Origin of the sequence: Pseudoalteromonas sp. T1lg122, from assembly GCF_002964825.1 — a bacterium.
Taxonomy (GTDB): domain Bacteria; phylum Pseudomonadota; class Gammaproteobacteria; order Enterobacterales; family Alteromonadaceae; genus Pseudoalteromonas; species Pseudoalteromonas gelatinilytica.
Window position 1 is genome coordinate 281,884 of sequence record NZ_PQCG01000007.1, and the last position, 25,223, is coordinate 307,106.

The 25,223-nt window shown below is 40.5% G+C and carries 16 protein-coding genes and 1 pseudogene; all 17 read left to right on the plus strand.

Features of this window, described 5'->3' with window-relative positions:
- Window positions 1-11 precede the first annotated feature (11 nt).
- The 17 genes and pseudogenes from C2M33_RS06710 to C2M33_RS06790 all read left to right on the plus strand — a co-directional run bounded on the left by C2M33_RS06710 (window position 12) and on the right by C2M33_RS06790 (window position 25,220).
- Entirely contained in the window at window positions 12-407 is a 396-nt protein-coding gene (locus C2M33_RS06710; RefSeq protein ID WP_063705582.1) for a hypothetical protein, read from the plus strand.
- A 125-nt stretch (window positions 408-532) separates the two neighbouring features.
- Entirely contained in the window at window positions 533-994 is a 462-nt protein-coding gene (locus C2M33_RS06715) for a GAF domain-containing protein (RefSeq protein ID WP_063705580.1), read from the plus strand.
- Window positions 991-1,269, plus strand: coding sequence for a hypothetical protein (locus C2M33_RS06720; RefSeq protein ID WP_063705577.1), 279 nt, complete (start codon window positions 991-993; stop codon window positions 1,267-1,269). Before C2M33_RS06715 ends, C2M33_RS06720 begins: the two co-directional genes overlap by 4 nt.
- 14 nt (window positions 1,270-1,283) lie before the next feature.
- Window positions 1,284-1,934: an RNA chaperone ProQ gene (gene proQ / locus C2M33_RS06725; RefSeq protein WP_063705575.1), complete on the plus strand. Its 651-nt coding sequence runs from the start codon at window positions 1,284-1,286 to the stop codon at window positions 1,932-1,934.
- A 27-nt stretch (window positions 1,935-1,961) separates the two neighbouring features.
- Entirely contained in the window at window positions 1,962-3,986 is a 2,025-nt protein-coding gene (prc, locus tag C2M33_RS06730) for a carboxy terminal-processing peptidase (RefSeq protein WP_105174064.1), read from the plus strand.
- A 178-nt stretch (window positions 3,987-4,164) separates the two neighbouring features.
- Complete coding sequence (nhaC, locus tag C2M33_RS06735) at window positions 4,165-5,646, plus strand: Na+/H+ antiporter NhaC (RefSeq protein WP_063705570.1); 1,482 nt, start codon at window positions 4,165-4,167, stop codon at window positions 5,644-5,646.
- 41 nt (window positions 5,647-5,687) lie between these two features.
- Complete coding sequence (gene pepN, locus C2M33_RS06740; RefSeq protein WP_105174065.1) at window positions 5,688-8,282, plus strand: aminopeptidase N; 2,595 nt, start codon at window positions 5,688-5,690, stop codon at window positions 8,280-8,282.
- On the plus strand, window positions 8,282-8,503 hold the full coding sequence (locus C2M33_RS06745) for a DUF2835 domain-containing protein (RefSeq protein WP_105174066.1): 222 nt from the start codon (window positions 8,282-8,284) through the stop codon (window positions 8,501-8,503). The genes pepN and C2M33_RS06745 overlap by 1 nt, the downstream gene beginning before the upstream one ends.
- A gap of 288 nt (window positions 8,504-8,791) precedes the next feature.
- Window positions 8,792-10,876, plus strand: a complete 2,085-nt coding sequence (locus C2M33_RS06750) for a DUF1302 domain-containing protein (protein ID WP_063705564.1) — start codon at window positions 8,792-8,794, stop codon at window positions 10,874-10,876.
- 12 nt (window positions 10,877-10,888) lie between these two features.
- Entirely contained in the window at window positions 10,889-12,253 is a 1,365-nt protein-coding gene (locus tag C2M33_RS06755; RefSeq protein ID WP_063706176.1) for a DUF1329 domain-containing protein, read from the plus strand.
- A gap of 124 nt (window positions 12,254-12,377) precedes the next feature.
- Window positions 12,378-13,381, plus strand: a pseudogene (locus tag C2M33_RS21480) (WD40/YVTN/BNR-like repeat-containing protein).
- A complete protein-coding gene (locus C2M33_RS06765) occupies window positions 13,381-15,705 on the plus strand; it encodes an efflux RND transporter permease subunit (RefSeq protein WP_063705559.1) in 2,325 nt (774 codons plus the stop codon). Before C2M33_RS21480 ends, C2M33_RS06765 begins: the two are co-directional and overlap by 1 nt.
- A 212-nt stretch (window positions 15,706-15,917) precedes the next feature.
- Window positions 15,918-20,756, plus strand: a complete 4,839-nt coding sequence (locus C2M33_RS06770) for an NAD-glutamate dehydrogenase (protein ID WP_105174067.1) — start codon at window positions 15,918-15,920, stop codon at window positions 20,754-20,756.
- Window positions 20,757-20,870: 114 nt separating this feature from the next.
- Complete coding sequence (gene pyrD, locus C2M33_RS06775) at window positions 20,871-21,881, plus strand: quinone-dependent dihydroorotate dehydrogenase (RefSeq protein ID WP_063705555.1); 1,011 nt, start codon at window positions 20,871-20,873, stop codon at window positions 21,879-21,881.
- Window positions 21,882-22,001: 120 nt separating this feature from the next.
- A complete protein-coding gene (locus C2M33_RS06780) occupies window positions 22,002-22,532 on the plus strand; it encodes a cell division protein ZapC domain-containing protein (RefSeq protein WP_063705553.1) in 531 nt (176 codons plus the stop codon).
- Window positions 22,533-22,876: 344 nt separating this feature from the next.
- Window positions 22,877-24,994: a bifunctional 23S rRNA (guanine(2069)-N(7))-methyltransferase RlmK/23S rRNA (guanine(2445)-N(2))-methyltransferase RlmL gene (gene rlmKL, locus C2M33_RS06785; RefSeq protein WP_105174068.1), complete on the plus strand. Its 2,118-nt coding sequence runs from the start codon at window positions 22,877-22,879 to the stop codon at window positions 24,992-24,994.
- Window positions 24,987-25,220, plus strand: a complete 234-nt coding sequence (locus C2M33_RS06790; protein ID WP_063705548.1) for a glutaredoxin family protein — start codon at window positions 24,987-24,989, stop codon at window positions 25,218-25,220. Before rlmKL ends, C2M33_RS06790 begins: the two co-directional genes overlap by 8 nt.
- Window positions 25,221-25,223 lie beyond the last annotated feature (3 nt).

Here is a 25,223-nt window from a genome sequence, read left to right on the forward strand (position 1 = left end):
TTAGGGAATTTATGAAACATCGTTTAGCAAAGAGTGTAGGACTTTCTTTATTATCGCCTGTGATCATCGGTTGTATCTTAGGCCTTTATTATGCGTTTACACTTGAGGGAAATGGCTTAAGCATTTTCTTTAAGCTTCTTGTTAGCGCAATAGCCAATGCACATATCGTTGGGTTAACTATGGCAGCCTTTGTCGTACCGGGATATTTGCTTATGTATAAGTATGCAAAGGTAAATTATTCAGGTGTATTAACGCTAGGTCTATTAGGTGGTGCCATCTTTAGTTATCTATTAAGTCCGACAACAGGCATGGAATTTATTGTTAATGCATTGATGTCTGCACTTGCAGCGGGTCTGTTTTTATTTGGTTTAAGACAGGGTCTTACAACACAATCTTCTCATCAATAGCAGAATATTTAATCAAGCTGACTGAAATTGAGGGCAAAATGTTTTTTTTTGCCCTTAAAAGGTTTCATTTGTCGTCTACAAAGAGTACCTTTAGCTACTGTATGTTTAATAAGAAGTAGTTTGGTATGCAAAAGCAAGATTTTTACCAGTCATTAGTTAAACAAACTGAGTCGCTAATCACTGGTGAATCAAATGTTATTGCCAACATGGCAAATATTAGTGCGCTGTTATTTACCTCTTTAGAGGATATAAACTGGGCGGGCTTTTATTTAATGGATTCACCTGAAGAATTAGTGCTAGGGCCGTTTCAAGGTAATCCTGCATGTATCCGTATTCCAGTAGGTAAAGGGGTATGTGGAACTGCCGCGCAAACACAACAAACACAACTCGTTGAAGACGTTCATGCATTTGCTGGGCACATTGCCTGTGATGCTGCATCGAATTCTGAAGTCGTTGTGCCGATTTTCAAAGACGGTAAAGTATTTGCTGTACTTGATATCGACAGCCCAAGCATTGCGCGATTCGACGCTGATGATCAAGCTGGTTTAGAAGCATTGGTAAAATGCTTTGAGGCAAATCTAAAATGAAAGATCTGCTAAATGTGCAAGATTACCTCTTTGCAATTGCTGATGTTGGTGATTGGGAAGGGGAAGAAGAAGTTGTTGCCGAAAGGCTCAACGACTTGATTCACATGGCTTGGGATCGTCTACCGGATGACCTTGACTGTGAATCAATTGATGAAATTATAAATGGTATTTGGGAACACCTTCGTGGTGATTTAGCGCTTATTGAAGCGGACTTCGAAGAGTTGACCGACTGGGTAACACACTATGTCGATTCATCATTAGATGAAAAGATGTAATAAAAGGTTCTAACATGGAAACCACAAACAAGCTAAAAGATATTAATGAAGTATTGGATTTCTTATACCAAGAATTTCCACAATGTTTTAAACAAAAAGACGGCATTCAACCGCTTAAAGTCGGTATCTTTAAAGATATTGCTGAGCGCATTGAAGGTTCTGAGAAAGTAAGTAAGACTCAGGTACGTCAAGCACTAAGAAAATACACCTCAAACTGGCGCTATTTAGAAGCCGTGACTAAGTCTGAGTTCCGTATCGACCTTGATGGTAATCAAGACGAAAAAGTGGAACAAGAGCACATTGAACACGCGCAAAAAGCGTTAGAAGAAAGCCGCGCTAAAATGGCGAAGCGTAAAAAGCCACAACGTCCACGCAAAGACGGTGACACAAAATCTTACAAAAAGAATACAGGTCATCACGCTAAATCTGGCGAAAAAGGCGCTAAAGTAAGTAATAAGCCTGCTAAAGCTGCTCCTGTAAAACGTTCAGGAAAAGTTGAACCTTTACCTGCCTCTGAGGTCAAGGTAAATAGCAAAGTTAAAGTTAAACTTGGCCAAGCACTTGTAAACGCAGTTATTACTGAAGTGAATAAAGATGAAGTTCACGTTGAGTTAGTAACAGGGATGCAAGTTAAAACCAAAGCAGACAGCCTGTATATCATTTAATAGCTGTAAAAAATAAAGGAGTTGTGTATGAGTAAAAAGTTTACGCTCATTCCGTTAGTCGCTGCCCTGTTTTCAGGTTCATTATTGGCATCGTCAGATAATCTGACAGAAAAAGATTTGCCAGTACTCAAGCAAGAAAGCCAACATAGTACAGCAAGCAAACGGGTGACAAACTTATTTACTCGTGCACACTACAAACCAATTAAATTTAACGATGAATTATCTGAACAGATTTTTGATCGCTACATTGAATCTCTCGACTACAACAAAAGTGTATTTTTAGCGTCTGACATTGCCTCGTTTGAGCAATATAAAGACCAGTTTGATAATGCATTGTCGACAGGTAAATTGGGTTTTGCCTTTGATATTTTTAACTTAAGCTTAAAACGTCGTTTTGAACGTTACGATTATTCTTTATCGCTACTTGAAAATGAAATGAAGTTCGATAATGAAGATGAGTACGTATTTGACCGTGAAGACGCTGATTGGGCAACAAGCCAAGCTGAGCTTGATGAACTTTGGCGTCAACGCGTTAAATATGATGCGTTACGTTTAAAAATGACCGGTAAAGATTGGCAGGGCATCAAAGAAGTTCTGACCAAACGCTACCACAATGCGCAAAAACGTTTAGTTCAGACAAACAGTGAAGATGCGTTTCAAATCGTGATGAATTCATTTGCACGAAGCATCGAAGCACATACCTCTTATTTATCACCACGACGCGCTGAACAGTTCAAGATGGATATGGATCTTGAGTTAGAAGGTATTGGTGCGGTGCTTAGCTATGATGAAGACTACACAGTTATCCGTAGTTTAGTGCCTGGTGGCCCAGCTGATAAATCAGAACAAATTAAAGCAGACGATCGTATTATTGGTGTTGCTCAAGAAGGCGAAGACTTTGTTGACGTAATTGGCTGGCGTTTAGATGACGTCGTTGATTTGATCAAGGGCCCTAAAGGCACAAAAGTTCGTCTGCAATATCTTAAAGGGGCAGATGCTCACGGCACACCTAAAGTGGTTGAAATTACGCGTGATAAAATTCGCTTAGAAGATCGCGCTGCAAAATCTGAAGTATTTGAAGCAAAATATTCAGACTTAACCAGCAAAATTGGTGTGATTGAAATCCCTGGTTTCTATAACAATTTATCGCAAGACGTTAAAGTTGAAATTGCGAAATTAAAAGAAGCTAAAGTAGACGGCATCATCATCGATTTACGTCAAAACGGGGGCGGTTCACTTTACGAAGCGACTCAGTTATCTGGCTTGTTCATCGACCAAGGCCCTGTTGTACAAATTCATACCCTGAATAATCGTATTGAAGAGCAAAAAGATCGTGACGGTGTCACTTTTTATGATGGCCCGCTAACTGTGTTAGTTGATCGCTACAGTGCGTCTGCATCAGAGATTTTTGCAGCTGCAATGCAAGACTATGGCCGCGCAATTGTGATTGGTGAACAAACCTTTGGTAAGGGTACCGTTCAACAGCACAAACCACTTGGCCGTGCTTATGACTTATACGATCACCCATTAGGTAGCGTGCAATATACCATTGCAAAATTCTACCGGATTAACGGCGGCAGCACACAACACAAAGGCGTGATCCCAGATGTATCGTTCCCATCAGCAATTGACCCATCAGAGTGGGGCGAGAGCCAGCAAGATAACGCATTACCTTGGGATAGCATCATCCGTGCTAAGTACAATTCGGTTGATAACCTAAAACCAGCGATTGCTTACGTTAATAAGCTTCATGATACGCGTATTGCCAGTGAGCCTGAGTTTGGCTATGTGTTTGATGACATTAAGCGCTACCAAGAAGAGAAAGACCGTAAAACTATCTCATTGGTTGAAGCGACCCGTCTAAAAGAGAAAGATGAAGGTGAAGAGCGTGCCTTAGAGCGTGCTAATGAACGACTTGTTCGCTTAGGTGAAAAGCCAGTTGAAAAGCTTGATGATTTACCAGATAGCCTTGATGAACTAGACCCTTTCTTAGAAGAAGCGGCATTAATCACCCAAGATTATATAAAATATGGTCGTATCGCTAAGAAATAATTAGCAATTAATTAGCAATATCGATTAATAAAAAGGCGCATAAGCGCCTTTTTTGCTACCTAAAACAGGTCATATTGGTATAATCACAATACTTGGCTGCATAAGGCCACTGAAGTTTTGCGTCAAAGCTTACAATAATAATTAAACACGCCACATAAGACGTGTAGGAGACTATCTTTTGAATTCAATTGAAGAGAAGCCAATTAAACAGGCCAGTTTTTTAGATGCCTTAATCCCAATTACTGTTCTCGTGTGCCTATTAGGCGCTGCTGTTTATTTATTCGGTGATAATTCATCATCAGGTCCTAACCAAATCGCTTTATTATTCGCTACATTTACCGCGGCATTAATAGGCTTAAAAAATGGTTACACCTGGAAGAAACTAGAACAAGCTATGATTGAGGGGATCACCTTATCCCTGGGAGCAATCATTATTCTATTAATGGTGGGTGCCTTAATTGGTACTTGGTTGTTATCAGGCACCGTACCTACTTTAATTTATTATGGTCTACAGATTATCAACCCTAGCTGGTTCTATGCCGCTAGCTGCTTGATTTGTGGCATTGTCGCTATGAGTATCGGTAGCTCTTGGACAACGGCTGCGACCATTGGTGTAGCGTTATTAGGTGTTGCAACTGGTCTTGGTCTTGAACAAGTTGTCACGGCGGGTGCGGTTATCTCAGGTGCCTACTTTGGTGATAAATTAAGCCCGCTTTCTGAAACAACGAATTTAGCGCCGGCAGTGGCAGGGGCTGATTTATTTGACCATATTCATCACATGCTTTGGACAACGGTACCAAGCTTTATTATCGCATTAATCATTTTCATCTTTATGGGCTTTAATGCTGGCGGTTCAGCAGAAGCAGGTCGTATTGACGAAATCGTAAATTTACTAGAACAAAATTTTAATATTGGTTTTGAAATGCTAGTGCCACTGGTGGTGCTGTTATTTTTAGCAATTCGTAAGATGCCAGCTTTCCCTGCTATTTCAATTGGTGCCGTGCTAGGTGCAATTTGGGCTATGTTATTTCAATCAGATTTAATCAATAGCCAAATTGATGCATCACAAGGTCATGCTATTGGCTACTTTAAACTAGTTTGGACAACGTTCTTCGATGGTTTTAGCATTGATACTGGCGATGAAAAAATGGACTCACTATTAAGCGGTGGTGGTATGGCTGGCATGCTAACAACAACGTGGCTGATCATGACGGCCTTGATGTTTGGCGCTATCATGGAAAAAACCGGCTTACTTGATATGTTCGTTAAGAGCATCTTAAAAATTGCTAAAAGCACCGGCTCGCTTATCACTGCAACGATTGCAACATGTATTGGTACGAATGCAGTTGCAGCGGATCAATATATCGCGATTGTTGTTCCTGGTCGTATGTTTAAAGATGAATACGAAAAACGCGGTTTAAAGCCGGTTAACTTATCTCGCACATTAGAAGATGGCGGCACAATTACCAGCCCACTTATCCCATGGAACACCTGTGGTGCCTACATGCAAAGTGTTTTATTAATCAATCCATTTGATTATGCCATGTATGCATTCTTTAATTTAATTAATCCACTTTTAGCGATTGTTTACGCTTATTTAGGTATTAAAATTTTACGTATTACCCCAAAGCACCTTAAACAAGAAGCTAACGCTGAATAAACTATATAGGCCCTGCAGTGCAGGGCCATTTGGAGTCAGTTATGTCTACTACGACTAAACCTCAAGCTCAATATTTAAAAGATTACCAAGCCCCACAATTTTCAATCCAGCACATCAATTTACGCTTAGAATTAGCCCCTTTAAAAACATCAGTACAGTCAACAATGACAATCAACCGTACCGATGAGAGCAATGCTGATCTTGCGCTTGATGGTGTTGATTTAACACTTATCTCAGTAAAGGTTGATGATCAAGCGTATGATGATTACACGCTTGAAGATGAAAAGCTGATTATTCATAACCTGCCTGCAAGCTTTATTCTTAAAATTGAAAACCATATTGATCCACAAACGAATACTTCGTTAGAAGGTTTGTACTTGTCGGGTGGAGCTTACTGTACACAATGTGAAGCTGAAGGGTTTAGAAAGATTACCTATTACCTTGACCGCCCAGACGTACTTGCCAGCTTTGATGTAACCATTATTGCCGACAAAAAGTACACTCATTTACTGTCTAATGGTAACCAAATTGAATCAGGTAACTTAGATGACGGTCGTCATTTTGTAAAATGGCAAGACCCATTTAAAAAGCCTAGCTACTTATTTGCAATAGTCGCCGGTGACTTTGACGTATTACGTGACCATTACACGACGCAGTCTGGTCGAAAAGTAGAATTAGCTTTGTTTGTTGATAAAGGTAATTTATCTAAGACGCCTCATGCTATGACGTCTTTAAAGAAATCAATGCAATGGGATGAAGAGCGCTTTAACCTTGAATACGATTTAGATATCTACATGATTGTTGCCGTTGATTTCTTCAACATGGGCGCAATGGAAAATAAAGGTTTGAATATCTTTAACTCTAAATGTGTTCTGGCGAATCAAGAAACAGCCACTGACAAAGATTATCATACGATTGAATCAATTGTAGGGCACGAATATTTCCATAACTGGACCGGCAACCGTGTTACTTGCCGTGACTGGTTCCAGCTGTCGTTAAAAGAGGGCTTAACGGTTTTCCGCGACCAAGAGTTTAGTAGCGATTTAGGTTCTCGTGCGCTTAACCGTATCGATGCAGTTAAAGTCATGCGTACTCACCAATTTAGTGAAGATGCAGGGCCGATGGCACACCCAATTCGCCCTGAAAAAGTCATTGAAATGAATAACTTTTATACAGTGACTGTGTATGACAAAGGGGCTGAAGTTATTCGCATGATGCACACCTTACTTGGAGAAGAAAAGTTCCAACAAGGTATGGCATTGTATTTCGAGCGCCATGACGGACAGGCTGTTACCTGTGATGATTTTGTGGCTGCCATGAGTGATGCGTCTGGCATTGATTTAACGCAATTTAAGCGCTGGTATAGTCAAGCGGGTACACCTAAGCTCAATGTAGAGCAAGCGTATGATGAACAAAACCAAACTTTCACATTAAGCATTGAGCAGTTTGCACCTGATAATCAGCCTAACAATGCCTTATTACATATTCCATTTGCTATTGAGCTATTAGATAGTGAAGGGCAGTCGCTACCTCTTATAATTGATAATCAGGTCCAAGATTCGGTATTAAATGTCACTGAAAAAACGCAGCAGTTTGTTTTCGAGGGCATTAAACAGCGCCCTGTAGCAGTGCTACTCGAAGATTTCTCTGCGCCTTGTATTGTTAATCAAGATACCTCTGCTGCTGATCTATTACATATCATGCGTTTTGCTCGCAGTGATTTTTCACGTTGGGATGCGCAGCAGCGTTTATTTACCAATGAAATGAAAGCGGCGATTGCCAGTGGTGAAGCCTGTTTATCGGATGACATTTTATTCGCATTAAAAGCATTAATTGATCAGCGAGAAGGTGATCTTGCTCTAATTGCTGAGCTTTTAAAACTGCCTAGCTACGATACCCTCGCAGCAGAATATGCAGTTATCCCTGTTGATGACATTATTGCTGTACAAAATGCATTTGAATCACAAATAGCAACTCACCTAACAGAATCATTGGTAAATTGTTATAACGCGCTAGAAGATGATGGTTCAACATCTGCGACAGCTGTTGCCGTACGTGCTCTTAAGCAACTGTGTTTACATTATTTAGCGAAAACGAATCATAGCGACGTTAATAGCCTCATCATAGAATCTGCACACAGTATTAATATGACCAATGCCCTTGCTGCATTGAGTGCGGTGGTAAAAGCAAACCATTCACTATGTGATACGCTGCTAACAGAGTTTGATGCAAAGTGGCGCCATGATGTGCTCGTTATGGATAAATGGTTTGCGTTGCAAGCAATGAAAGATTCTGCAACGAGTATCAACGATATTAAAGCGCTCTATGAACACCCAAGTTTTGACTTTGGTAACCCTAACCGCGTGCGTGCTTTAGTTGGCAGCTTTAGTCACTTTAATATCACTCAGTTCCATCGTGCAGATGGTAAAGGATACCAGCTGTTGGGTGACTTATTAGTGAAGCTTAATGATATTAATCCACAAAATGCATCACGTATGCTGACGCCATTTATGTCATGGAAACGCTATGATGAAAATCGTTCTGCGGCAATGAAAGCACAACTACAACGTTTAGCTGATTTAGATGGACTCAGTGATGATCTGTTTGAAAAAGTAGAGAAAGCACTCGAAAGTTAATGACAGAATATTATTTTGCATTGTATCTGAGTTACTCAGAATGTCTTGATTACTACCACGGTAAATATAAATCGGTGCAAGTCACAGAAGATGGTGGTAAGACAGTTCGATTTGCTGCCAGTCATTTACGTCCTTTTATTTCATCGTTAGGAATAAGAGGGCGTTTTAGATTAACGTTAACCGCAGATAATCAATTCTTAAAACTCGAAAAAATCAGTTAATAAAGCAGCTTCGGCTGCTTTTTTGTCACCTAAAAAGCTAATTTTTACTGTCCCCAATTCGCTAAATTTATTATATTTTTGTTAATTCGATTTGTTCTATTGTTAATTTACGTGTATAAAATATCTGGTATGACGTCTTACCAATACGTAAACGTCACATTTTTAAATAAATATTAACCGATTGAACGCGTTCCGTATTGTAATTTTAGCGTTTCGCTTCTATCGTTAGAAAGATACTAAAAACAACAATTTGATCACAAAACAACCCGTTACAGGGGGATGAACACAATGATAAAACGATCGCTTTTTGTTAAAAACAAAATAGCTTTGGGACTCGCTGCAGCTACACTCGGACTCTCAAGCACATCTTTGCATGCGGCAAATTTTGAGTTAGGTGGCTTCGACGTTCGATTTGACTCTAACTTTTCTTATGGTCAAAGCATACGAATTGAAGACCGTGATTTCCAACATATTGGTAAAAGTAATAATCCTTCATTTGATTGGACGGGTTATCACTCTGCGCTAAATCCAATTTATTCTTCTGCTGATGTATGGAACCAACCGGGTGCTTACTCAAATAATGGTGATGCAGGTAACCTTAATTTTGATAGTGGTGATTCATTTTCAAAATTATTAAAAGGTAACCATGAGCTATCAATCAGCAAAGATAACTTTGGTTTATTTACTCGTTTCATGTATTTCTACGACTTCGCCCTAATGGATGGTGATTTTGCGTATAGCAACCCAACATCAGGTAAAAAAGTAGACCCATGTGATGATGACGACACCAAAGAACAAGTGTGTGCTGATCTGCGTTTATTAGATGCTTATGTATGGGCAAACTTTGATTTAAATGAAGGTCGTAACCCGCTGTCTATTCGTTTAGGCCAACAAGTTGTTAACTGGGGGGAGAGTACTTTAATTTCTCATGGTATTAACGTAAACCCTGTTGATATCGATCGTTTAAAAGCCCCTGGTGCTGAATTAAAAGAAGCCTTTATTCCAGTTGGTATGCTTTGGGCGTCTTTAGGTATTACTGATAATGTAACCCTTGAAGGCTTTTACCAATATCAATGGCATGAAACGCGCCTTCCAGCGGCTGGTACGTACTTCTCGACCAACGATTTCGCATCTGAAAATGGTTATCAACAAAATATCCAATTAGGCTTCACGTCTAACCCAGATATCGACTTAGCATTCTTAACTGAAAGCTTAAATAATTTAGATGACATTGTTCGCTCGCAAGGTGTTGATCCTACATCAGTACAAGGCCGAGCAATGATGGCACAAATGTACCTAGCTTACCCAACTAAAGTGGCGTTAAAAGGCAAGGGTGGTGCTGGTAAAAACGAACCTGATGACGGTGGCCAATACGGTTTACGTTTAGGTATGTTCTTACCTGATTTGAATGATACTGAGTTAGCGCTATATCACATTAACTATCATAGCCGTCGCCCGGTAATCTCTGGTCAGGTTTCAAACTTTACCAGTGAAGCAATTGCTGCCGATATCGGTATGCTTTTAACAACAGATATCACTGAAGATAACGTAACAAACCTACAAGCATTCACTAAAGGCCAGTTAGAATACCCTGAAGATATTAAACTTTACGGTATCAGCTTCAATACCTCGCTAGGTGAAACAGCATTTGCCGGTGAATTTGCCTTCCGTCAAGATGAGCCTCTACAAATTGATGACGTAGAGTTACTGTATGCGGGTATGCCTGAGCAACTAGCTGTTGCGGGTATTCGTCCTGACTTTGCTGGTATTTCGCAAATGAGTCTTGGCGATGCAACAAGTGTTGTAGGTCCGGGTGAAGTTGCACAAGGTTTCATCCTGCGTAATACAGCACAGTTACAATTTACAGCAACACATCTATTTGGCCCATCATTAGGTGCTGATAGCTGGGCAGTTGTTGGTGAAATTGGTGGTGTACGCATTAACGATATGCCTGACTACGACGAGCTTCGTTTAAACGTAGCGGGTACTGGTCGAAGCGGTATCATGCAAGGCCCGTTAAGTGATGATTACTCAACACTTCATCTAGGTCTGTCTAATGGTCCTGAGACGAACCCATTCCCAACAGCATCGGCTTGGGGTTATCGTCTTATTGCGAAAGGTGATTACTACAACATTTTTAATGGTGTTAACTTCTCGCCACGTTTTGTGTTCTCACATGACGTGAATGGTATTACACCAGATCCAATGTTCTTATTTGTTGAAGACCGTAAATCGCTCGGTGTTACTATGAACTTCAACTATCAAAATGCGTGGTCGTTCGACTTTAGCTACAACTCTTTCTGGGGTGGTGGCGCAACGAATACTTTCTCTGACCGCGATTATGTTTCTTTCAATATTAAATATTCAATCTAAGGGTAAATTATGATTATTAGAAAACCTACCCTCATTGCTGCAGCATTTTGTGGCATTTTCGCAAGCTCGAGTGTACTTGCAAAAATTACCGCTGATGAAGCGGCACGTTTAGGTAATGATTTAACGCCAATTGGCGCAGAAAAAGCAGCGAATAAAGACGGCTCAATTCCAGCTTGGACTGGCGGCATTACAACGCCACCGGCTAGTTATAAGCCAGGTATGCATCATCCTGATCCGTATGCAGATGATAAAATTTTATTCACGATTGATAAATCGAATGTTGCCGAGTACAAAGATTACTTGAGCCCAGGTCAAATTGAATTATTCAATACCTATCCTGACACATTCAAAATGAACATCTATCCAACCCGTCGTAGCGCGTCTTATCCGCAGTTTGTATATGATGCAACGAAAAAATATGCAACGACAGCGGAATTAGTGGAAGGTGGTAATGGTATTAAAAACACTGCTGTAGGTGTGCCGTTTCCAATTCCTAAAGATGGTTTAGAAGCTATCTGGAACCACTTATTACGTTTCCGTGGTTTATCAATCGAGCGCTCTGGTGGTCAAGCAGCACCAACAGCATCAGGTTCTTATAACTACGTTGGTTTTGAAGAGCAATTGTTAGTTGAGTATTCATCGCCTGAAGCGACACCTGAAAAACTACAAGAATCAAATATCTTGTTTAAGTTTAAGCAAAAAGTAACTGAGCCTGCGCGTCTTGCTGGTACTGCGTTATTAGTTCATGAAACCATGGACCAAATCTTAACGCCACGCCAAGCTTGGACATACAACTCAGGTCAACGCCGTGTTCGTCGCGCACCTAATGTTGCTTATGATGCACCAGGAACAGCGGCTGACAGCTTACGTACAACTGATGACTTTGATATGTTCAATGGTTCACCGAACCGTTACAACTGGACATTAAAAGGTAAGCAAGAGCTTTATATTCCTTATAACAGCTACAAGCTACACAGTGACAAACTGAGCTATGATGACATTTTACAAGCTGGTCATATCAACCCTGAGCATGTTCGTTATGAAAAACACCGTGTTTGGGTTGTAGAAGCAAATCTAAAAGAGGGCACGCGTCACATTTATAAGAAACGTGTTTTCTATATTGATGAAGATAGCTGGCAAGTACATGTAACGGATATCTACGATAACCGTGATCAAATGTATCGTGTAGCGATGGCACATGGTCTTAACTACTATGAAGTACCAACTCATTGGAGTACGTTAGAAGTTTACCATGATCTTAACTCACGTCGTTATTTAGCAATTGGTTTAGATAACCAAGAAAAAATGTATGATTTCTCTAAATCATTCAACGATAACGAGTTTACATCAAGCGCATTACGTCGCGAAGGTCGTTAATCAAAATAAGGCACCTGCTAACAGGTGCCTTTTGCAATTCGCGTAAGTCATCAGGACACGCAATTGGTTTTCCCAGTGGCTTTTTTGACTTCTCTTTTTATCATTTCGAAGGCGATTTATCTTTATGAAGTATTTGCTTTATGCCTGTCTTGCTTATAGTGCTTCATGTTTTTCTCAAGACATGCCAGTAGCGCAACACGCCGTTAGCGCTGTTAATGCGAACAAAACTCTTCTTACTGACATTGAATTAGCAGGTTCACAGCTGGTTGCTGTAGGTAAACATGGTGTGGTTATTACAAGCTCAGATGCGCAATCTTGGCAACAAGCGAGTGTCCCAACACAAGTGCTACTCACAGCCGTTGATTTTTACAACAGCGACTTAGGCTGGGCATGTGGTCATGATGCAACCATCATTAACACAGTGGATGCAGGTAAAACATGGCAGTTACAACAATCTTTACCAAACATGGATAAACCATGTTTGGATATCTTATTTACATCAGAAAAGCACGGTTATGCCGTTGGTGCTTATGGCATGTTCTTTGAAACCAATGATGGTGGTGAGCATTGGCAAAAGCGTTTTTTAGATAGTTTACTGTTTGAAGATGACCGTGATTATTTAAATGACTTAAAAGAAAATGACCCTGAAGGTTATGAAGTCGAGACAGCATCAATACTGCCACATTTTAATCGCACGTTAAAGCCGATGAGCGTTTGATTTTAGCCGGTGAAATGGGTCTGATGGCAGAAAGTGTCGACAATGGCCAAACATGGCAACGCCTCGAAGAGATCTATATGGGCTCTTTCTTTACGTTTGCGTCAACTGCAGATCAAGGTGGCGAAGACATCGTTGCAGGACTTCGTGGCAATATTTTTACTCGTCAAGCCGACAGTGATCAGTGGCAGCAAATCCCGCACAGGAATTATGCAACCGTGAATAGCGCAATTAATTACAATAATGAATGGCTATTATTTGCAAACAGTGGCGTGATTTTCCATATTAAAAATGATCAACTCTCAGAAGAACAAATGGCAGATGGTAAGTCATTACTCGATGGCGTTGTGTTTCAAAACAAACTGATTATGGCTTCAGAAAATGGCATTAAAGTGAAGGAGTTGAATCCGTAATGCGTGGTTTTTTAGATATCTTAGAAAGAGCGGTGTTTCGCCATCGCTTGTTCGCAATTATTTCTTTTGCTTTGATCACCTGTTTTTTATTATTCAAAGCAACGCAAATTCAATTAGACGCGTCGTTTAACAAAAATATTCCGCTCAATCATGACTACATGAAAGTTTACACTAAACACGAAAAGCAGTTTGGTGGCGCTAACAGTATTTTAATTTCAGTCTGTGATGCAGACGGTGATATTTTTAATGAAGAATTTTTTACTCAACTGAAAGCAGTTCACGACCAGCTTTACTTTATTCCAGGGGTAAATCGTCCGTTAGTAAATTCAATTTTTGCACCGAGTGCGCGTTTCGTTGAAGTGGTTGAAGATGGTTTCGCCGGTGGTCCTATTATTCCTGCAAACTTTACAGCAGACAAACGTGGGCTTGCGGTTGTAAAAGAAAACATCGAAAAAGCAAAAGTAGTTGGTCGCATGATTGCAAGCGACTACTCGTGTGCAATGGTAACTGCTCAGCTACTCGAGACTGATCCACAAACACAAGAAAAACTCGACACGTTAGCCTTTGCTGAAAAGTTAGAAACACAAGTACGTGAACCGCTAAGCACTGACAAGGTCAGTATTCATATTATCGGTTTTGCAAAAATGGCTGGGGATGTCGCAGAGGGCGCTAAGGGCGTACTGTTATTCTTTGCTATTGCTATTGCTTTCACATTTGTAATGGTTTGGCTGTTCTGCCACTCTTTAAAACTGACTATTTTACCGATTGCTTGTTCGATCATTGCTGTTGTTTGGCAGTTAGGTTTGCTGTCAAGCCTAGGCTTTGGTTTAGACCCTATGTCAATTTTGGTGCCTTTTTTAGTATTTGCCATTGGTGTAAGCCATGGTGTACAAATGATTAATGATATCGGTAAAAAAGTCACATCGGGTAGTTCAACCAGAGTGTGCTGTCAGGCAAGCTTTAGAGCACTACTTATTCCAGGTGGTATTGCTCTGTTATCTGATACCGTGGGCTTTTTAACTTTACTGACGATTGATATTGGTATTATTCGTGAGCTTGCTATTACCGCGAGCTTAGGTGTTGCGGTTATTATTTTCACAAACTTAATCTTATTGCCGGTTTGGGCTTCGTATATGCGCTTCGAAGGTTCAGTGCATATTCAAGCGGGTACACATACAGACAAACCGAATTTCTTAGATAAACTACGTGAACTGTTAGTTAAAGCAACAGACCGTAAAACAGCTGTGTTCATCATTGCACTGACAGCTGTGTTATTCGCTGTGGGCTATTGGCAAGCTGATAAGATGCGTATCGGTGATTTACATGCTGGTGCACCATCACTGCATCAAGATGCCCGTTATAACCAAGATACTTTCTTAATATCAGATAAATACACCATATCTTCAGATATCCTAAAAGTGATTGTTGAAGCCTATCCTGCAGCCTGTACTGAGCATGATGTGATGGAACGTATTAGTCGTTTCCAATGGCAAATGGAAAACGTAGCAGGGGTGCAATCGGCTGTGAGTTTAAGCTCAGTTGCGCAATCTGTGAATGCAGGCTTTAACGAAGGTAACTTAAAATGGCAAAGCTTGCCGCGAAACACCGCGAGCTTAGTGCAATCAACATCGCGTGTTGAAACAAGCTCAGGCTTACTTGATGGAAACTGTTCTGTCATGCCGGTGATTATTTTCTTAAATGACCACAAAGCAGAAACGATTGACCACGTTGTTGCTAAAGTTAAAGAGTTTGCTGCTGGCGAAGAAACTGACACGTTGAAGTTTAAACTTGCATCAGGGCCTGTGGGTGTAATGGCTGCAACGAACGAATCAGTATCAGCTGCACAGCTACCTATGATGCTTTACGTTTACGGCGCCGTAATCCTGCTATGCTTAATAAGCTTTAGAAGTGTGAAAGCCACAATCGCCGTAGTATTACCTCTGTACATCGTATCGACGTTAGCGCAAGCGTTGATGGTACAGTTAGAAATTGGCTTAACAGTGTCGACACTACCTGTTATCGCTTTAGGTGTTGGTATTGGTGTTGATTATGGGATTTATATACTGTCATCAATGATGGGGCAGCTAAAACAAGGTGTCGCACTTGAAGTGGCTTATCGCAATGCATTAGCAGAGCGTGGTAGCGCAGTGTTATTCACGGGTATTACCTTAGCCATCGGTGTCAGCACATGGATTTTCTCTGATCTGAAGTTCCAAGTAGATATGGGTATACTTTTGACCTTCATGTTCTTGGTTAACATGTTGGGTGCAGTACTACTTTTACCTGCAATTGGCAGCTTCCTCTGGACTGACCAGAAAAAATAATGTGAATAATTGTGCTCCAATATGGCCAGTAATGGCCATTTATATCTATATTTTGTGAATAGATGACCAAATAGCTGAAAAGCTTAAAATGATTTCATCGAAAAGGCTGTTTATTAGCTGTAAAAGAGTTAGAATTTACCTGACTCCACGCTAATAAATGGCTGTACAAATATTCTACTAATCGATAAGTAGTATAGATTAAGGAACATACAATGACACGAAATGAAGGGCAAGCCTCGGTTATCTTAGATAATGTCTGTAAGCTGATCCAGAAAAAAGTTCACGCTGATAATGTGTTACTCGTTGAGAAATTCGCCAAAGCCTTGTACAGCAATATGTCTAAAGAGGATTTGGCACATCGCAACGATAGTGACTTATATGGCGCTGCACTAAGCCTATGGAACTCGCTAGAAAAAAATAATTCTGATGACGCGGTTGTCCGTGTCTTCAACCCAGAAGTAGCAAAAGATGGCTGGCAGTCATCGCACACTATTGTTGAAATCATCGCGAAAGACATGCCTTTCTTAGTTGATTCTGTGCGTATGGCCATGACTCGCGCAAACATCGCTTCTCACTTATTACTTCACTCTCCGCTGAAAATCCAACGCGATAAAAACGCGAAAATCACGGGTATTTCAAGCTTAAAGGCAGAGCAAGAATCAACGTCGACTAAAACTGTGTTCTTTATCGAAATTGACCGTCAAACAGATGCAAAAGTAATTGAGTCTTTCAAAGAAGAACTTGAATCTGTGCTTGTTGATGTATCGATTGCTGTAGAAGATTGGCAGCCAATTCGTGACAAGTTGATTGCGGTAACCAAAGAGCTACCAAAACGCCATCATAATAATAACGATAGTGAAGTTGCTGAAACCGTTGAGTTTTTAGACTGGTTAGCAAAAGATAACTTTACCTTAATGGGTTATCGTGAATACGAATTATCAGCGGTTAAAGGTGATTATCAATTAAAAGGTAAAAAGGGCACAAGCCTTGGTTTGATGAAAAATTCAGATGAAGAGCACAGCCGTTTATTATCAGAATTACCTGAAGTTGCTCGTCAAGAAGCACGTAGCAATAACTTACTGATCTTAACTAAAACTAACTCAGTATCTCGCGTTCATCGCCCAGCTTATATCGATTACGTAGGTATTAAGCGTTTTGATGACAAAGGCAATGTAATTGGTGAAGACCGTTTTATCGGTTTATTCTCATCAAGCTTCTACAATAATAGCGCTGCTGATGTACCGGTACTAAAAAGTAAAATTAACCGCATCATGGAGATGTGTGATTTTGCAAAAGGTACACACGCATACAAAGCGGTATTAAACATTCTGGAAACGTATCCACGTGATGAACTTGTTCAAGCACGTGAAACAGAGCTACTTGAAGTTGCGATGGGTGTATTGCAAGTTCAAGAGCGTGATATGTGTCGCTTGTTCGTTCGTAAAGACGCTTATGGTCGTTTCTTATCTTGCATGGTTTACGTACCACGTGAGCGCTACAACACGGCTCTTCGTCGTGAAACGCAACGTATCTTAGCCAATGCATTTAATTCTGACGATAAAGTCGAATTTACTACTTTCTTCTCTGAGTCAACATTAGCCCGTACACACTATACGGTGCGTGTGACTGACAATAATATTGAATATAACGTGAAAGACATCGAAAACAACCTAATTGAAGCTGCCCGTACATGGGAAGATAGACTCCAATCTGCACTCTTAGAAAGCGCAGGTGAAGCACGTGGTAAAGAATTAAACCGTAAATATGCGCAAGCGTTTGCAAGTGCGTATAAAGACCAGGTTCTACCAAGTGCAGCGGTTGTTGATATTGAAAAACTTGAACTTCTGAATGACGAAAACAAACTAGAAATGTTGTTCTATCGTCCACAAGAAGAAGCAAATACCAACGTAGTTCGTTTAAGCTTATTCCATAAAGATGAGCCAATCCACTTATCTGACGTCATGCCAATGTTAGAAAACTTTGGTTTACGTGTCGTGGGTGAAACGCCTTACTCAGTTAAAACAACTGATGGTAAAGTTAATTGGATCATGGACTTCACCATGCTAATTGACAACAAAGGCATTGCTGACTTTGATAAAGTTTCAGCGCGTTTCCGTGCTGCATTAACAAATGTGTGGAATAACCGTTTAGAAAACGATGGTTTCAACCGCTTAGTATTAATGGGTGGTTTAACGGGTCGCGAAGCGTCTATTCTTCGCGCCTATGCAAAATACATGCGTCAAATTGGTGTAACGTTCTCACAGACTTACATTGAAAGCACATTTGCAAATTACCCACACATTGCATCGCAAATCGTAAACTTATTCACTAAAAAGTTCTCAGTTAAGAACCCTGGCAGTGAAAAAGTTTTAGAAAAGCTAATCGCACAAATTTATTTAGAACTTGAAAACGTAGCGAACCTGGATGATGACCGTATCATTCGTTTATACGTAGACATGATCATCGCGACACTAAGAACGAACTTCTTCCAAAAAGAAGCGGATGGCCAATTTAAGTCATATGTATCGTTCAAGGTTCAGCCTTCTATGATCCCAGAAATGCCATTACCGCTTCCAGCGTTTGAGATTTTCGTATACTCACCGCGCGTTGAAGGTGTGCATTTACGTGGTGGTAAAGTTGCGCGTGGTGGTTTACGTTGGTCTGACCGTCGTGAAGATTTCCGTACTGAAGTACTGGGTCTTGTTAAAGCGCAACAAGTTAAAAACACGGTTATCGTGCCAGTAGGTTCTAAAGGTGGTTTCGTATGTAAACAGCTACCGACAGACCGTGAAGCGTTCTTTAAAGAAGGCCAAGAGTGTTACAAAATCTTCATCCGTGGTTTATTAGATATCACAGATAACATCGAACGTGGTGAGATTGTGCCACCAGTTGATGTTGTTCGTCATGATGAAGATGATCCGTATTTAGTAGTTGCTGCCGATAAGGGTACTGCGACTTTCTCTGATATCGCTAACGGCATCGCAAATGAATATAACTTCTGGCTAGGGGATGCATTCGCATCTGGTGGTTCAGTTGGTTATGACCATAAGAAAATGGGTATCACTGCTAAAGGTGGTTGGGAATCTGTTAAACGTCATTTCCGCGAAATGGATATTGACTGTCAAACAACAGACTTCACTGTTGTGGCTATCGGTGACATGGCAGGTGATGTATTTGGTAACGGTATGCTGCTTTCTAAGCACATTCGCTTACAAGTTGCATTTAACCACATGCATATCTTCGTTGATCCAAACCCAGATGCAGCGGCATCTTACCCAGAGCGTGAGCGTTTATTCAATCTACCGCGTTCTTCTTGGGAAGATTACAACAAAGACCTTATTTCACAAGGTGGTGGTGTATTCTCTCGTGCGGCTAAATCAATTAGCTTAAGCCCTGAAATGAAGAAAATGCTTGGCACTAAAAAAGCAAGCATGACACCTAACGAGTTAATCAAAGCTGCACTGATGATGGAGTTTGATTTACTTTGGAATGGTGGTATCGGTACTTACATCAAGAACTCTAAAGAGACAGATGCTGATGTGGGTGACCGCGCGAATGATGCACTTCGTATTAATGGTTCTGAGCTTGGTGCGAAGATCTTAGGTGAGGGCGGTAACTTAGGTGCGACGCAACTTGGTCGTATCGAATTTGCTGCGAAAGGCGGTCGTGTTAACACTGACTTCATCGATAACGTAGGTGGTGTTGCGTGTTCAGATAACGAAGTAAACATTAAGATCTTACTGAATGGTCTAGTTGCTGAAGGTGACTTAACGCGTAAACAACGTGATGAGTTACTTTATTCAATGACTGATGAAGTGTCTGAGTTAGTATTAAAAGACTGTTATCGTCAAACACATACCTTATCGATTACACAATCAAAAGGTACATCAACGCTTAAAGAAAAAGTACGCTTTATCCATGCCCTTGAAAAAGACGGCAAGCTTAACCGTGCAATCGAGTTCATCCCAACAGATGAAGAACTTGCAGAGCGTGCAGCAGCGGGTAAAGACTTAACTCGTCCAGAGCTTTCTGTACTTGTTTCTTACGCGAAAATGGTTCTTAAAGAGTCTCTAGTGGTTGATGAAATCACAGAAAACCCTTATTACCGTCAGTTATTAGTTAATTCATTCCCGGTACCACTTCGTGAGAAGTTCAACGATGCAATGGATAACCACCCACTTCGTAAAGAGATTATCGCAACGAAACTTGCAAACAACATCGTTAACGATATGGGTCTTAACTTTATGGTTCGTATGCACGAAGAAACAGGTGCTAACGAAGCTGAAATCGCACTTTGCTACTCAATTGCAAAAGAAGTGTTCCAGATGCCAGAAACATGGTCATCAATTGTTGCACTTGATAATAAGATCCCAGCAGCTGTACAAACAGAAATGCTATATCAATTACGTCGTACGGTTCGTCGTGCAACACGTTGGTTCTTACGTCATCGCAATAAAGCACAAACGATTGAGCAAGCAATTGAATTCTTTGCACCAACATTTGCTGATTTAAGTGAAAACTTAAACAGCTACATGGTTGAAAAAGAAAGCGAGCGCCTAGTTAAAGCGGCAGATAAGCTAATTGACAGCAATGTACCAAAAGCACTTGCAACACGTATTGTGTCACTATCAAGCTTATTCTCTGTCATGGACTTAGCTGAAATCGCTAACAATTCAGAGCGTAGCATTGATATGGTTTCTAACACCTACTTCAAGTTAGGTGCGCGTATGGGCTTACATTGGTTCCTTGACCAAATCACCAACCAACCAGTTGCGAACCACTGGCAAGCACTTGCTCGTGCTTCTTACCGTGAAGAGCTGGATTGGCAACAACGTACATTATCAGCTGTGGTACTTAATAGCTTTGCTGCAGACAGCAAAGACATTGATGCACAAATTGATGAGTGGATGGATAACCAAGATCTACTATTACAACGTTGGAAGCAGATGCTATCTGAGTTCAAAACATCGCAAAGCCATGATTTTGCGAAGTTCTCAGTGGCACTTCGTGAACTAATGTTGTTAAGCCACAACTGTGACACTTCCAAATAAGTGAAAAGTCGTTAAAATACATACCCCAGCTCGCTGGGGTATTTTTTTGCCCTTAATTTGCAATGGTCCGTTTACAAACGGCTACCTTGTTTATTTTTACCTAAGGAACAAACCATGTTTTATGATCTAGCTCGCCGTTTTATGTTTACCCGTGATGCGGAGTGGGCTCATGAATTTGCACTTAATAATTTACGCCGATTTGCTCATACGCCATTGAGTGCTGCGTGGTCACAAACTGTCCCTAATAAACCCGTTAACTTTTTAGGTTTAGAGTTTAAAAACCCAGTAGGTTTAGCGGCAGGCTTAGATAAAAATGCCGAGTGTATTGATGCATTTTCGCAAATGGGTTTTGGTTTTGTTGAAGTAGGCACTGTTACACCACGTCCTCAAGCGGGTAATGACAAACCACGTATTTTCCGCTTACCTGAATCAAATGCGATTATTAACCGCATGGGCTTTAACAATAAGGGCGTTGATAACCTAGTTAACAATGTTAAAGAAGCGAAATACGACGGTATTCTAGGTATTAATATTGGTAAAAATAAAGATACACCAAACGAGCAGGGTAAAGATGACTACATCCACTGTATGCGCAAAGTATTTGAGCATGCATCATACATCACAGTAAATATTTCTTCACCGAATACGCCAGGCCTTCGTGACTTACAATATGGTGAGGCGCTGGATGACTTATTACAAAGCTTAAAGAACGAGCAACTTGATCTAATTGCTAAACACAACAAACAAGTGCCAATGCTGGTTAAGATCGCCCCTGATCTTGATGAAGTGCAAATTGCCCAGGTAAGTGAGTCATTGATCACTAATAAGATCGATGGCGTTATTGCAACAAATACGACGCTTGAGCGTGCGGCAGTACAAGGCCAACAATACGCAAACGAAGCGGGAGGTTTATCTGGCCAACCAGTACGTCAGCGTTCAACCCACGTGGTTAGTGAGCTTAAGCGTTTAACTGATGGTAAGTTACCTATCATTGGTGTGGGTGGTATTGATGATGCGGATTCTGCAAAAGAGAAATTTGCAGCGGGTGCAGACCTTGTTCAAGTTTACACTGGATTCATTTATAAAGGCCCAGAATTGGTAAAAACGATCCTAAATAGCTTATAAGGATCAGTTATCTAAGCAATTGATCATTAATAAAATGTTCTAAGAAATCATTTTATTAATGGTCTGCTTTAGTTATAATTTACGATTAAGCGCACAGTATTTATTCGTTAGGGAGGAGACATGTTACAAGCATCTAAGCAATGGAAATGGCTTGCTTGTGCGAAAAATAATCGTCTTTTGGTTGACCTTGACCAAGATATGCAACTGTGCACGCCTTATAAACTTCGCCAACTCACTGATGCAGTATTAGAACAACCAAACTTCAGCCTTGAAGATGCGGCTTTCTATCAGCAAGTTTATCAATACCTCGAAACATTCTCACTGTGGAACCCAGCACAGCTTTGTCAAATTGCCCTTAACGCTACAGCGGTTAAATTTCATTTAAAACCAGTACTTGCAAAAAGTTGGTTCTTTCATGAGTATCATGGCAGCCAGCCAAGTGTCGAAGCTGTAGTGAAATTGTGCTCACAGGCACAAGAAGGGGAGTTTTTAATTGTTGACCATTCAAGTGAAGCGTCGGTATGTATTAACCTAAGCCAACACTTTCAACTAGACGAAAACCTTTCTCTTGAACAGTTTGAGGCTATTAAGGTTTTAAATAACCGTATCCATCCTGTTTATATTCAACAAAAACAGTTTAAATCTGCCTAGGGCGTGTTGACCTTTGTGAATTAAAATTTGTTCACTCTAGGGGCGATTTAATCGCGGCGCGAGATTTGTAACCTAGTGGGCTAAGTAAAAATCGAGCAACAAAGAGTTAATCGCCCCTAGGAAGAACCCGAAGGGCAGCGCGTGTTTGGCATTTATGCTGCGTTATCGCCTATTTATGGGAAACAATCACACTACATAGGCTCTGCCTTGCCAAAATACCAAACACACTGCTGCAAAATTAATCAAAAAAAGTCAACACGCCCTACTATCCCTGCAAATGTTGGCGTTTTTGTTCGCCAAGCTATGCTATAATCCTGCGCAATTAGCATTTAAGGGTTTTTACTTTGCAATTTATCGCACTTACTTCTATCGGAATAGAAAATTTACTTGTTGATGAGCTTACTACACTCGGTGCAGAAGTCTCTAAACAAACCGTGGGCTCTGTACGTTTTGAAGCAGATAGCTTATTAGCACAGAAGATTTGTTTATCGAGCCGTTTTGCGACTCGTATCATGATGCTGATAGAAGAAAAGGAAGGCGTAAAAGACAAAGACAGCCTTTATCAATTTGCGCGACTGCAGCCTTGGCAAGAGTGGTTTGGTCCTAAACAAACTTTCGCTGTTGATTTTAGCGGCACCAATAACGATTTAAAAAATACACAATTTTCAGGTCTTGTTGTAAAAGATGCGATTGTTGATTATTTTGCAGATTTATTCGAACAACGCCCAGATGTTGATAAATACAATGCCAATGTTCGTGTTGTAGCAAGGTTGAACCGTCAAGGTGTTGCGCTTTATATAGATTATTCTGGCCCGCGTTTATCTGAGCGTGGTTATCGTCAAGATCAAGGTAAAGCGCCAATTAAAGAGCACTTAGCAGCAGCACTAGTGAAACGAAGTGGCTGGCTTGAAAACGTACAACAACCTTTGTTCGATCCATGTTGTGGTTCAGGTACTATTTTAATTGAAGCTGCAAGCATGGCGCGCAATGAAGCGCCGGGGTTATTCCGCGAAGGTTTTGCCTTTGAGCGTCTACCAAGTTTCCGTATTCAAAAGTACAAAGAATTAAAAGCTGAATTAACGGCACAAATTACTGATCCTAAACTTTGGCTTATTGGTCATGATATTGACGGTAGTGTTATTGCAAAAGCGCAAGAAAACGCAGAGCGCGCAGACCTTGGTAGTGTGATTAAATTTAAACAAAGCGATGCGACTAAACTAACGTCTGTTGCAAAACTTCCTGGTGTAGTGATTTCAAACTTACCTTATGGTGAACGATTAGGTTCAATGGCGGAGCTGGTGAACTTACACCGTAGCTTAGGTGTAGGCTTTAAAAAGCACTTTAATCATTGGAAACTTGCTTTGCTTGGCACCGATGAAAGCTTATTTAAGCTATTAAAATTAGTTAAGTTAAAACGCTATAAGTTTAAAAATGGCCCGTTAGATGTGGTATTAAATCTATACCAATTAGATGATAAACAAGTAGAACTTAGTAAAGAAGATAAACCTGCTCTTAATTTTGAAGGTTCAACAGCGTTTGCAAATCGTTTAAAGAAAAACAAGCAAAACTTAAAGAACTGGTTAAAGCAAAATGAAGTAAGCTGTTATCGTGTTTATGATGCGGATATTCCAGAATATAACGTAGCTGTTGATGTATACGATGATTCAGCGGTTATTTTTGAATACGCTGCGCCAAAAGAAATTGATGACAATACAGCACAAAAACGTCTACAAGATGTGATTAGTCTGACTGCTGAGCAGTTAGAAATTGCCCCTGAAAATATTGCGGTTAAAGTGCGTAAAAAGCAAAAAGGTGAAGAGCAATATACCAAGGTATCAAAGCAAAATCGCACACAAGTGGTAGAAGAATTTGGTGCGAAATTTAAAGTGAACCTATTTGATTACCTAGATACGGGTTTATTTTTAGATCACCGCTTGGCACGTCGTTATATTCAACAAAACGCACAAGGTAAACGTTTCTTAAACTTGTTTGCCTATACTGGCAGCGCATCTGTACATGCTGCTGTTGGTGGCGCTAAAGCCATTACCACGGTTGATATGTCGAAAACTTATTTAAAGTGGGCACAAGAAAACTTTGCGCTTAATGACATAAGTAATACACGTTATCGTTTTGAACAAGCTGATTGCTTGAAATGGCTTGAGTATGCTCAAGGTCAATACGATTTAATCTTCTTAGATCCACCGACGTTCTCAAATTCAAAACGTATGAAAGATGCATTTGATGTACAACGTGACCATATCAAACTACTTACTTGGGTTAAGAAAATCTTAAGCCCGAATGGTACGCTTATATTCTCAAACAATAAGCGTGGCTTTAGCATGGATGAAGTCGGGTTAATGGGCCTAGGTTTGAAAGCAGAAAACATTTCTGACAAGACCTTATCACCTGATTTTAAGCGTAATAAGCAAATTCATAATAGCTGGCTTATTACCCATGGCTAATTTTACCCTGTACCACACTGATGGCTGTCATCTGTGTGACATGGCCGATGAATTATTAATTGCTACAAACGCTTCGTTTGTAGCAAAAGACATTATGGACAGTGAACAGCTGATTGAACTTTACCAAACCAGTATTCCGGTTGTGGAATCTCATCAAGGCAAGAAATTATTTTGGCCTTTTGATGCTGAGCAATTAGCGCAATTTATTGCTGATAATAAAGAATAAGAG